The 12,140-nt window shown below is 52.9% G+C and carries 11 protein-coding genes; 1 reads left to right on the top strand and 10 read right to left on the bottom strand.

Annotated features, from left to right (window positions below; all coding sequences use genetic code 11):
- Nucleotides 1-8 precede the first annotated feature (8 nt).
- The 6 genes from AAB391_00170 to AAB391_00145 all read right to left on the bottom strand — a co-directional run bounded on the left by AAB391_00170 (nt 9) and on the right by AAB391_00145 (nt 5,075).
- Nucleotides 9-956 (bottom strand): aminoglycoside phosphotransferase family protein, encoded by a 948-nt coding sequence (locus AAB391_00170; protein MEK7644726.1) that lies wholly within the window; start codon nt 954-956, stop codon nt 9-11.
- Between the two features lie 5 nt (nt 957-961).
- On the bottom strand, nt 962-1,615 hold the full coding sequence (locus AAB391_00165) for a peptidylprolyl isomerase (GenBank protein ID MEK7644725.1): 654 nt from the start codon (nt 1,613-1,615) through the stop codon (nt 962-964).
- 18 nt (nt 1,616-1,633) lie between these two features.
- On the bottom strand, nt 1,634-2,341 hold the full coding sequence (locus AAB391_00160; protein ID MEK7644724.1) for a tRNA (guanosine(37)-N1)-methyltransferase TrmD: 708 nt from the start codon (nt 2,339-2,341) through the stop codon (nt 1,634-1,636).
- Between the two features lie 272 nt (nt 2,342-2,613).
- Nucleotides 2,614-2,928, bottom strand: a complete 315-nt coding sequence (locus AAB391_00155) for a KH domain-containing protein (GenBank protein ID MEK7644723.1) — start codon at nt 2,926-2,928, stop codon at nt 2,614-2,616.
- An 87-nt stretch (nt 2,929-3,015) separates the two neighbouring features.
- Complete coding sequence (gene rpsP / locus AAB391_00150; protein MEK7644722.1) at nt 3,016-3,414, bottom strand: 30S ribosomal protein S16; 399 nt, start codon at nt 3,412-3,414, stop codon at nt 3,016-3,018.
- 104 nt (nt 3,415-3,518) lie between these two features.
- On the bottom strand, nt 3,519-5,075 hold the full coding sequence (locus AAB391_00145; GenBank protein ID MEK7644721.1) for a hypothetical protein: 1,557 nt from the start codon (nt 5,073-5,075) through the stop codon (nt 3,519-3,521).
- A gap of 161 nt (nt 5,076-5,236) precedes the next feature.
- Between AAB391_00145 and rnr the strand changes: the two genes are divergently transcribed.
- Nucleotides 5,237-7,234, top strand: a complete 1,998-nt coding sequence (gene rnr / locus AAB391_00140) for a ribonuclease R (protein ID MEK7644720.1) — start codon at nt 5,237-5,239, stop codon at nt 7,232-7,234.
- A 16-nt stretch (nt 7,235-7,250) separates the two neighbouring features.
- Here the strand turns inward: rnr and AAB391_00135 are convergent, their stop codons facing one another.
- The 4 genes from AAB391_00135 to nusB form a co-directional block, all read right to left on the bottom strand.
- Nucleotides 7,251-9,539, bottom strand: coding sequence for an AAA family ATPase (locus tag AAB391_00135; GenBank protein ID MEK7644719.1), 2,289 nt, complete (start codon nt 9,537-9,539; stop codon nt 7,251-7,253).
- 96 nt (nt 9,540-9,635) lie between these two features.
- Nucleotides 9,636-10,310 carry a hypothetical protein gene (locus AAB391_00130; protein ID MEK7644718.1) on the bottom strand — a complete coding sequence of 225 codons (675 nt, stop codon included), beginning with the start codon at nt 10,308-10,310 and terminating at the stop codon, nt 9,636-9,638.
- An 85-nt stretch (nt 10,311-10,395) separates the two neighbouring features.
- The gene (gene rnc / locus AAB391_00125) at nt 10,396-11,082 is read right to left on the bottom strand and encodes a ribonuclease III (GenBank protein ID MEK7644717.1); all 687 of its coding nucleotides are present in this window, start codon (nt 11,080-11,082) and stop codon (nt 10,396-10,398) included.
- 39 nt (nt 11,083-11,121) lie between these two features.
- Nucleotides 11,122-12,045 (bottom strand): transcription antitermination factor NusB, encoded by a 924-nt coding sequence (nusB, locus tag AAB391_00120; GenBank protein ID MEK7644716.1) that lies wholly within the window; start codon nt 12,043-12,045, stop codon nt 11,122-11,124.
- Nucleotides 12,046-12,140 lie beyond the last annotated feature (95 nt).

Below are 12,140 nucleotides of genomic sequence, written 5' to 3'. Positions count from 1 at the left end.
TTTAACTCTTACAGATTACTCATCTTTCTCAAAATCTCAACTCTCTTAATGGCCGCTTCCTTGCCATACGTATCTTTCATGTAGTGAATCGCGCCTAGACTGAGAAAAACCGCCATTTTATGTATCTTTGCTACGGAAAAATGGTACTCCTCATCGGGTAGATGTGCCAGCATCGGCTCAACAAATTCCTTACCGAGCCAAAAATAGGGCCTCACCAAATCGAAAAGCGGATCACCGATTTGCATTTCTCCCCAATCGATAACACCCGATACCCTTCTTTTTGTTTCATCAAAACGCAGATTGGAACGATTCACGTCCCCATGAAGAAAGGTCTTCTCGTAGATGAAGTTTCTTTCATCAGCAAGAAAATCGTCTACTACTTTCTCAAAATAACGAACTTCGTCCTGAGTAAATAAATCAGCTATTGCAGGCAGAGCCTTTTTCCTCACTCTCTCTACCCTTTTTCGGCTATCAACATCTCGCACCCCGGCTTCCAACGCAAGTTCGATTGGGATGGAATGAACCTCGTCAAAAAATTCTTTCAAATCCGCCTGGACACCGGCCAGCTCTTCTGAAGTCAGCGACGCAATGACTCGACGCGAAAAACCTCCTCCTTGAATACATTTATATCCGGAGAATCCGAGACCTTTCATATCGAGTGCTACATATTCAAAATCGGGTATTGGCAACGTGACATATTCCTTCAGAATAGGGAGCATTACCATTTCCCTCTTTAAATTTTCTGCTGCCACCGGTGTCTGAGCAAAGCGAAATACGTATTCATCGTTCACCAAAAACGTCCAGCTGTGGGTACCCTCGCCGAGCGGTACAATATTTTCCGTTTTAATATTCGGAAAATATTCATTGATTGATACGGCAACCTGTTTCAAATCGACTCGCTCAAAAGCGCTTTTCTCCTCATCGAGAACCGCCGGCTGCTGAGGAGCAGTTTCCATGGCGGTTATTTAACCGTCACCTTCCTCATCACCACCGCGTCGACAGGCTTGTCATTGGCGCCTACTTGAACCTTGCCAATAGCATCGACAACATCCTGTCCGGAGATCACGCGGCCGAAGATAGTGTAGCTGTGAGGGAGCTGAGTGTCCTTGAGCATGATGAAGAACTGACTGCCGTTCGTGTTTGGACCGGCGTTTGCCATCGCCACCATACCCTTCTGATAGCCGAGTTTGTATGAAGGGGTGCTTGGATTGAGCTCGTCTGCAAATTGGTAACCCGGACCACCCATACCAGTGCCAGTCGGATCGCCGCCCTGGATCATGAAACCGTCGATGACTCGGTGGAAGATGACGCCATCATAAAAGCCCTTCTGTGCGAGTGTCGCAAAATTCTCGACAGTCTTTGGCGCGTCCGAAGGAAACATCTCAAAGACAATGGTGCCCTTGTTGGTTTCGATAGTGACGGTTTTTGCTGAAGTCGGAGTGGTCGCTGAAGTTGGCATAGTGTTGGTGGTTACGGTTGAAGTGGCTTGAGTGTTTTGAGTAATAGGCGTCGGCACGGTCGGTGCCTTGTTTGGCGCAAGAGTCAAATAAGCGATGAGGACTGCCACGAGAGCGACCGCAATCGCAACATTGGTGTTTGTATTTCGGTTTTCCATGCCGAAAAGTATATCATACTAAGCCCGGCGCTTGGCAAGCTGCGCTTTCTTCCACTCCTCGATCTTCGCCTGATGGCCCGAAAGCAATACCGGCGGCACTTGATACTTTTTCTTTTTGTAAGTAAAAACTTCCGGTCGGGTGTACACGTCTGGGCTAGCGTTGCGGGCTTCTTCGCGCGAGTCAAAGTTGCCGAGCACGCCGGGCACCTGGCGTGCGATACAGTCAATGAGAATCATTGCTGGCAATTCCCCACCGGTGAGTACAAATGGTCCGACAGAGATTTCCTGAAACGGAAATACTTCCTGCACGCGAGCATCGATGCCTTCGTAACGGCCACAGACGATGACGATGTCTCTAGCAGTGACTGAAATATCATGAGCGACCTCCGTAGTGAATTGAGCACCAGACGGAGTGAGCCAAATGAAGGCAGGCTTTGTCGCCCCCTTCATCTTTCGTCCAATAGCTTTATCGATCGCCTTGATCACCGGCAACGCCTCGATCACCATACCCGGTCCGCCGCCATATGGCTTGTCGTCCACGCGGCGTTCGGCGTAGGTCTGCTTGCGATTCTTTGGTTGCACGGCGAAATCACGCGGATTGTAGAATTTCACCACGATCTTTTTGTCTTCAATCGCACGCTTCAAAATCGACTCGGCGAGATACGAGTCGAAAGCCTGCGGGAAGAGAGTAACGATGTGGAATGTGACAGAGGTTTTCGTGGTCATGACGTTTCTTGAGGATGTTCCTCAGTGAGGATTGATTAAAACACATTTTTCTGCAGAAAACAAGTATGGCAAGGACTCGAGGTGGGCTTGCTAATGATTTCGGGTAGGTGCGGATTTGTCATACGAAAGTATGAGGAAAGTATGAGAAATCCGCAGGTACTCAAAAACGTCGCGGCGCCCCTCTCCCTCGGACATTCTTTGGACAAAAACAAAAACCACCCCTTCGGCGGTTTTTGTTTTCTCATTTCCTGTCTTTTTCGCGCGTTCGCAACTTAAATCTTCAAATCCGCCATTGCCTCATCGACGGTCTTCGATGGTCGCTCGGAGCGCATGCCACCTTCCGGTTCGTTGATCTTCAAATTTACGCGGGCGTTATTCTTCATACCGACGACTCGCAACAAAGTACGAATCGCCTTTGCGGTGTTGCCCATGCGGCCGATAATCTTGCCCATATCCGCTGGGTTTACGGTGAGAGTCAGGAGAACACCCATTTCGTCTACGGTTCGCACTATCTTTACATCGTTCGGATTGTCTACCAGCGCCTTGATCGAATACTCGAGAAATTGCGCATCATGTTCTACTTGCATAGTTCGGAATGTTAGGAGTAACGACTTCTATTGTAGTATGCACAAAAAGATGCGTCAAACGCACCTGTGTACGAGAAAACGGCTCTATTACGCCTTTGGAGCTTCTGCTACAGGAGCAGCTGTCTCAACTGGAGCCGCGGCTGCTGCTGGCGCCTCCTTTACTGCGGCTGCCGGGGCAGCCTTCGCCTCTGCCTTCGGCTCTTCCTTCTTCACGACTTTGACCGGGTTGACGTTCTTCTTCTTGCCGGTGAGGATCTTTTTGCCGATGAGGTAGTTGTGCACATTGTCAGTGACCTGCGCGCCCTTTGAGATCCAGTGCTTTACGCGCTCTGCATCAATGGTGTCGGCGCCGCCCTTTCGGTAGTCGAAAGAACCAAGCACTTCCAAAAACTTGCCGCTGCGGGTGGCATTCTGAGAATCGGTGACGACGAATCGGAATGATGGATTGTTGACTCGTCCCACGCGCTGCATTCGTATTTTTAGCATGTCGGCCATTCTAACAGAAGTCCACAGAATGGTCAAATACGGCCGCGGCGGCACAGTGAAAAGAAAAAGGCGCCGGGGATTTCCCAGCGCCTTGTGTAATTGACTCAATGGCGGAGCTTCACCTTCGGCCACACGCGCGGGGGGATGCCAAGCTCTGGCAGGTCGAGGATCGCGACGGAGACCACTTGGTCCCCACGGAGTAAAGCTTCGAGCTCTGCAGTCTGCCGAGTGAAGGCTTCGGAGAATTTCTTCACTTTGCCACCCTCGACGACCCGGAAACGGTTCGCACCGGTCTTGGTGACCGGAGTCATTTTGTCCACCACCACTGTCTTGGACGAATCGTCGTTGAAGGCCCTCGCTCTGATGAGGGCAGCCTCCAGCGTCGAATACTGTTCGAAGGTGATGCCGAACGGAAACGGCTCGAGATCCTCGAGCAGGCCCGGACGGAAGCGCGGACGACGTTCGAGGAATTCATCAAACTGGAGTGACAGCCAGCGGTCGTCGTGCGACCACAGTTGTTCCCTGGTGACGAAACCCGAAACATACATCGGGCGAAGAAACGACTCAGCGAGAGCGTGTTCCCAGGCCAGGCAGATCGGGTTGCAATACAACCAGCGGAACAAGAGCATGCGGAGGCGGAGGAAGGCCGCGAGACCAGCCGAATCTTCGAAGACCAACTGACCCTCGCGAATCCGGGCAGACTCCCAAATCCGGCAGACCTCAGGATGTTTAATGATCATCCCCTCGATAGCCAGGAAGCCATCCGGATACCAGAGCGGCAAGTTTTCTCTCACCGCAGCTAGGTAGTGATCGGCATCGAGCCCGACGTAACCGAGCTTGTCGGCAGCATCGTTCATGTCGCCAAGCACACCCTGTCCGGCCACCGTCGAGACAATGAGCTCGCCGGGAAGATTCCAACATTTGAGGAATATCTGGAAATCGGGCCTTTGGAGAAGTCTCGCGAAGTGCAGATCCTCGTCGAATGCTTCACGATCCAGAGCGTGCGTCATGTCGCCACCAGCAGCGGTCAGAGTGTCGTGGCCGACAGCAGAAACCGTCGCCGGAGCAACCTGCTCATGGAGAAGGTTGGACGCCATGAGCGTCATGAAGCCTGCCACGCGCCGGCAGTGTGCGACTCGGGTGTGCGAGAAGCGCTTGCGCATCGGCTGAGCCTGGGCACTGGGAGACGGGATGCTCGAGACCGGGACACGCAGAGTCGAGAGCTGGGCAATACCGCCGAGGCGTCTGAAATCAAAGACTTCTTCGGATGCGGCGAACAAAGATCCGTGGGGAACGCAGAAGCGGACGCCACCAGCACCAGAGTGCTCGATGACGGTCTCTTCCGAACCGTTAATGGCGTGCCGACGGCGGATCTCTTGGACCACCGTTGGCGGAATCTTTCTCACCCAAGCCGGTTCGCGGTGATGTTGGCCGTGGATGTGGCCATAATGACTGAGGAGTCCACCGAACAAAACATCGGGTGAACGGTCGCCTTTCAGTTGGGCGTGGGCAGTGACTTCAGCAAACCATTCTGAACTGCAGGCGTCCGGCAATGCACGCATACCACGCATCAGAAACTGGTGCGGTGGCGGGAGGCAAATCATGCTTCCCACCGGCGTCGGCCGTTTGGCCGACGAGAGGCTTTCAGCTGTGAGTAGCATATTCTTCGTATGGGGGTTGAGGGTTGGTCTCCAAAACGTGGGTTGTGGAGAACTGTGCTGACCTAAAAATGCCACTTTCGAGGCGGAATGTCAAACTCCTGGAGACCAGCGCAAAGTGGCCAATCTCTATTTTTTCTGCTATATTCATTGAACATTCCTCTATGAAATCTTCAACAACTCCTGCCGACCTCTATCGCGGCACCGTCTCTGTCAGCTCGAAGGGCGTCGGATATCTCTCGGTCGAGGGTGCACCCGAAGACGCCGACGATATCGAAATCCAGCCAGACCGCCTCCACACCGCCATGCACGGCGATGAGGTGGAAGTGAAGTCTGCAGCGAAAGACCCGCGCTCCCCTCGCCCACAAGGTGAAGTCACAAAGATTGTTCAGCGAGCGAAGACTCGTTTTGTTGGCGTGGTGGAAATCGAAAAGGGCAAACATTTTTTGATCCCAGACGATCGGCGCATGTATCGAGATTTTGAAATTGTGGAAGGAAAATCCGGCACAAAAAACGTCGCCTTGAAAGACCTCGCAGCAGACATGAAAGTGATGGTGGAAATGACTGAATGGACTGAGGGTAAAAATCCGCAGGCCGTGGCGTTGAGCGTCATCGGCAAGAAAGGCAACAACGACGCCGAAATGTATTCGATCGTGCTGGAAAAAGGTTTTGACACTGTGTTTCCGAAAGAAGTCGAGGCCGAGGCAGACGAGATTGAGCGCACGCAGAAGCCGATCCCGCCGGCCGAAATTGCCAAGCGCCGCGACATGTGTGATACCCTCACCTTCACCATCGACCCGCACGATGCGAAGGACTTCGACGACGCCATCTCTTTCAAAAAAGTTGCTGCGCAAAACGGCGAAGAACTCTTTGAGATCGGTGTACACATCGCCGACGTCTCGCACTATGTCCGACCTGGTAGCGCACTCGACAAAGAGGCCACGAAGCGTGCTTGTTCTGTATACATGGTGGACCGCACTATTCCAATGCTCCCCGAAGTGCTGTCGAACGATCTCTGTAGTTTGAATGCACACGAAGACAAGGCAGCCTTTTCATCGATATTTGTGATGAACGCCACCGGCAAAGTGCAGGAGCGCTGGTTCGGCCGCACTGTGATCAATTCAAATCATCGATACACCTACGAGAGTGCTCAGACGGTGATAGTGGGAGAGAAGGGTCCAGGCGATCAGTACGCAAAAGAACTCACGACCCTCAACGGCATCGCGAAGAAGCTCAACGCCCAGCGCTTTGCGGACGGCTCAATTGATTTTGAAAAAGACGAAGTGAAATTCGAGCTCGAGCCGGGCACCGGCAAACCACTCCGCGTCATTCTAAAAAAGCGTTTTGATGCACACAAGCTCGTCGAGGAATTCATGTTGCTTGCCAATCGCGAGGTCGCGCTTTTTGTACACACTATCGACAGCAAAAAAGAAACCAAGCGCCCTACTCTTTTGTACCGCATCCACGACCTGCCAGATCCGGAAAAGCTTGCCGATCTTGCGGAATTTATCAAGGCACTCGGCTACGAGCTCGAGTCGCATGATGGCCGGATCACTTCCAAGGCGATCAAGAAAATGCTCAATTCCGTGACCGGTACGCCGCACGAGTCACTCATTCGTACCGCCACCATCCGCTCAATGGCGAAGGCAATCTACTCGACCCAGAATATTGGACATTTCGGTCTCGCCTTTAAACACTATGCGCATTTCACCTCGCCGATCCGTCGATACCCGGACGTGTTGGTGCATCGCGTGCTTCAGCATTATCTCGATGGACACATGATCCCTGAACACGAGATCGCCACCTACGAGCGTGCCGCAGCAAAGTCTAGTGAACGCGAAGTGATCGCAGCAGAAGCTGAGCGTTCTTCGATCAAATACAAGCAGGTGGAATACATGCAAGACAAGGTTGGCCAGACGTTTGATGGCACAATCACCGGTGTCACTGAATGGGGTATCTATATCGAGGAAAATACGACCAAATGCGAAGGCATGGCCAAAATCCGCGACCTCGGCGACGACTTCTATTCGTTGGACAAGAAAAACTACCGGCTCGTTGGCGACAAGACCAAGAAGATGTACACTCTCGGCGATATCGTGAAGTTCAAGATCATTGCTGCTGATATGGAGCGGAAGGCGCTTGACTACGTGATTGTGAAGTAGCCTTTTCTAATCTCAATTACTTCGCCACCTTCACCGCTTCTTCAAAGGCAATAGAGAGGAGCTTAGAAATACCGTCGCTGCCCATAGTGACGCCGTACACGACGCCGGCGCGGGACATGGTCTCACGATTGTGAGTGATGAGGATGAGCTGAGAATATTTTGAAAGATTTTCGATCATGTCTCCGTACTTGCGGGAGTTGGCTTCGTCGAGTGCGGCGTCGGTTTCGTCGAGGATGATAAATGGCGGCGGGTTGACCTGAGACATCGCGAAGAGGAGCGCGATCGAAGTGAGCGCTCGTTCCCCGCCGGAGAGCATCATGAGGCCTTTGGTCTTTTTGTGCGGTAGGCTCACCTGGATCTCAATTCCCTCTTTCAGCTTTTCCGGTTCGCCATCTTCGGTCGCACCCATTTCAGATTCAGACATTTCGTCCCCGCCATCGTCGCCTGTGAGCAAGCTGAGCGCGGAGCGGCGCTTTTTCTTCTCCTCTTTCACGAGTGCAAGCGAAGCAGTGCCGCCGCCAAACATGAGCGCAAAGAAATTTTGGAATTGCGTATTGATCTTGTCGATACCAGTGCGGAATTCGCTGTTGAGTTTTTCATCCAGCTCTTTGATGAGTGTCGTGAGCGAAGCCGCAGACTTGTGCAGGTCTTCGATCTCGCGAGCTAGGAAAGCGTCGCGCTCCTCGGACTCGCGAAATTCTTTCATCACTTCGTCGCCACCCGCACCGCCGGATTCCTCCAGGCGAATCTTGATCTTTTCGATGGCCCGGCGGCGCTCCACCTGCATGGTACGAACCTCGCCAAGCGCGGCCGCGATCTCTTCCGTAGTCGAGAGCAGCGCGGCGTAATCGATTGCAGCGCGGCCCACCAACATACCAGCCTCGCCCATTTCCCGCTTCAAGTCTTCAGCCTCGATGAGTACACGCTCCTCCACTGCACGGAGACTCGACAATTTGCCATTGAGCTCACTCTGTCGAGCCATGATCTTCAAGATGGTCTTCTCAGCCTCAAGGCCACCTTCTTTTTCTTTTTCGATCTCGCTCTTCAGGCGGAGATATTCATCGTTCAGGGCATGCTCGGCATCGCGCGCCGCCGCGGCGCGCTTCTCGACATCGGACTTTTCCATACGCAATCGTGCAAGCTCTTTCTGCAATTCCTCCTTCTGTGATTCACCCACATCGCCACGATTGCTGGAAATGAAGCCTGCAAACACTTCGCGGATCTTCGCCAACACCGCACGGAAATTTCCCTCATTCACCTGAGCAATTTCGGTCTCGATACTCTGCACGAGCGTGCGCACATCGCGCAGATATACCGTCTTGTTTTCCTCCACGGCCGAAGCCTGGTCAATGCGGCGGATAGCGCGCTCGACGCCGGCGATCTCGCCTTCCAATCGGCCGAGCTCGCGATTCAACACCTCACGCTGTGCGCGTTCGCCTTTCAGCTTCGCCTCCACATCCAACAGTTCGCCACTGCGGCCACTTTCTTTCTGTGAAGCTTCGAGGGTCTTCTTGGCATGCGCCAATTCAGCTTCAAGCGTCTTCATCTCCGCCAACGGCGCGTGCCGCTCCTTCTCCAACAACTCCTTCTGGTGCTTCACATACGATTCCTCGCGCTTGAAATATTCCTTGTACAATTGCACCAATGACAACTTCATCTCACGCGCTTTCTCGAGCTTCTCCACCTGCTTGCGCAAAAATTTCAGATGCGGCGCGATCTCTCGGCGCAAAGACTCCACCGATTTGATATTCTCTTCGGTCTTCTCCAACTTGCGGAGCGACTCCTGCTTCTTGTATTGATATATTTTGAGACCAAGCGCATCCTCGATCATCTCGCGTCGCTCAAACATGTTGGTGTTGAGCACGCGATCCGCCTCGCCTTGAGAAATGATGTGATGCCCGGTGGCGCCTACATGTGCAGTGGCGAGAAGCTCGATGACGTCGCGGAGACGCACGAGCGAACCGTTGATGAAATATTCGTTCGAAGAGTCGCGGTGCACCACGCGCTCAATGGTCACCTCGTCGAAGTCGAGATTCATCGCGCGGCGAGTATTGTCGAACACTACCTTCACTGAGCCGCGATTCAGCTTTGACGCCTTGTTGGAACCATTGAAAATGAGGTCCTCGCCGCGCTTCCCGCGTAGCGACTTTATCGACTGCTCGCCCAGCACAAAACGAAACGCCTCGGCCACGTTGGACTTGCCCGACCCATTCGGCCCTACGATCGCCGTGATCGGCGTATTAAAATGCAAGTCGCTCTTCTTCGCGAACGACTTGAACCCCGCAATCTCCAGACCTTTCAGCATACCCAACATCATATCATTTTGGATTAAGCGGCAAAAGGCAGTAAAAAACCGCAGCTCCAGACCCCTGGAAACTGCGGCGCGAACCGAGCGCGACGCTTAGCCGCGAAATGCGCATTTCATCATGACGCCCCCAGCCAAGACCTCGACGCGTTCGAAATGCTTGCACACGAACTTGATTTCGTTTGCGGCGTGCTGAATCATGTGCGGAAAGAACCGACAGACCAGGACCCAGCCGAGATCTGGGAAGCGCTTGACCACCTTCGTCAACCCGGCCTGGGTCAACCCCTGCATGTGCAAACGCTCCCCACCGCCGTGCGGATTTACCGGTGCGAGCTGCTCAACGAAAGTAAATGTTCCGTCGTGACCGAAGACCAGACAAGCAATCGGCGAAAAACTCTCGGCTCCATGATGATAGCCGTCATGAGCGGGGATCAAAACTTCCATCCCAGTCAGCGGATCATCGGCGTGGAATAAATCCGTTGACTGAGCCAGCGAGGGAAATCTTTTCAACAAGATGTGGCTCACTTTCGGAGTCCGGGCTGGCAGCATCGGCTGAAAACGGTCGAACTGCAGCGAGAACTCGCGGGCCAGCTCGAAAGCAACCTTGGCCACGGTCTTCGGACTCAGTTTCATGACTGGCACCTGTTTCGCGCCGAGCAGGTAGTCGGCGGTGGACGGCTGCAGGACGGGTGTGGTCCTGTCAATGATGTCCTTCGCCACCGCCTTCGTCAAACGAAAGGGTTTCGATGTGTCAACGACTTTTTTCTTCATGTTGTTTCTGGGTAGATGGTTTTCCGACTCTGGCAAAACCTTACCACGCAGATAACACTTATGTCAAAGTAGGCAAGGACCTGAGCTACCACCCCCTCACCTTCACCCCCTCCTTCGCGGCTTCTTGCTCGGCTTCCTGCTTGGACTTCCCTTCGCCTTGTGCGATCTTTTTGTCGCGGATGAACAAGCCAACAGTGAAAGACTTGTCGTGGTCTGGACCGTCCTCGCGGATCACTTTGTACAGCGGGGTCACACCATCCACCTCCTGCGCCTTCTCTTGGAACAAACTCTTCGCGTCAATCCACGCCTTCTTTTCAACAATGTCGTCGATCAAATACAAAACGTTCTTAGACAAAAATTTCTCAGTCACTTCGTACCCTTGGTCGAGATAAATCGCGCCGATGAGCGCTTCGATGGTATTGGCCAAAATATACTGGCGCGCCTTACCCTTGTCCTTGCTCTCGCCATGTGACAACAGCAAAAACTTCTCCATCTGGAGCTTCGCGGCAACATCGGCGAGATTGATCGCATTCACAAGTGATGAACGATATGCAGTGAGCTCGCCTTCGTTGCTCTGCGGATACTTTTTATACAAATACACGGTGGAGATGAGCTCGAGCACGGCGTCGCCTAAAAATTCGAGGCGCTCATTGTGCTCGGACTGCGACCCCTTGTTCTCATTGATGAAAGAACGATGCACAAAAGCCTGGCGCAGAAGCGCTTTGTCTGTAAAAGTGACGCCAATGATGTGTTCAAATACGGAGAAGTCCATTTTAGTAAAAATTGCGTTTAGTGTTCCTTGATCGTTTCTTTATTTCGTCTTCACTTCCTCTTTCGTCGCACCGGCGCCGATCAGCAAATTCACCCCCTTGGTGACAATCGGCAAAATATCATTGTACAAATTGAGATCAAGAATCTCGGAGAGATGGAACCATCGCGCATCGTCGAGACCGCCAGACTTCGCGAGCTTCACGGGCACAAACGGCGACTCAGCCATGAAGTACAGTACCTGTTTGCGAAGCTTGCCCTTCTCTGGATCGGAAGCGATGTATTCGTTGCGACCCAATTCCTGCTGAATCTCCACTTCGAGCGTCATTTCCTCCATCGCCACACGCTTGATCGCCTGCTGGTCGGTCTCGCCTTCTTTGTAATGACCCTTCGAGAGGGTCCAGCGGCCGAAGATGTCGTGCACCATGGCGAGATAGATCTCGTCACCTTTACGCGCATACACTACTGCACCGCCAAGCTTCTCAATTGGGTAATCCTTTGGGTCAACAACCTTCTTCTTGGCCTTTGGCGCGCTATCTTTGCCGGGCTCGCCGAGCTCCTTGTATACCGAACCGAGCACGCCGTTGATGAATTTGCCGCTATTCTCGCCGCCGAAAGTTTTCGCGAGTTCGATCGACTCGTTGATCGCCACTTTCGCCGGCACTTCCTCGCGGTCCGCAAACAAAAGCTCATAGAGGCCGAGACGAAGAATGTTTCGGTCGACTATGGAAATCTTGTCTATTGGCCACTCGGGCGCAGCTTTCTGAATAATATCGTCAAGCTCGGGACGCTTCTTGAGAATACTCTCCGCGAGCGCGGTGAGAAAGGAATAGTCAGTCAAACCAGGGGCAAACTCTTTGGCATCGCGGACGAGAATGTCCTTAATCTCAGCGTCAGGGCGATGAGCAAAATCCCATTCAAAGAGGGCTTGCATCACTACCGATCGAGCTAGATGTCTGTTTGCCATTTGTGTGCTTGGTTTGTGTTAAGAGCTGAACCGACGACCTCCCTATTGTACCCTATTTCTTGGCTGGAAGCTGCTTCGCCTGAACCTTCTTTGCC

It is taken from the genome of Patescibacteria group bacterium, assembly GCA_038065315.1.
GTDB lineage: Bacteria > Patescibacteriota > Minisyncoccia > Phycocordibacterales > JBBTRF01 > JBBTRF01.
This window is presented reverse-complemented; position numbering and strand designations above follow the sequence as displayed.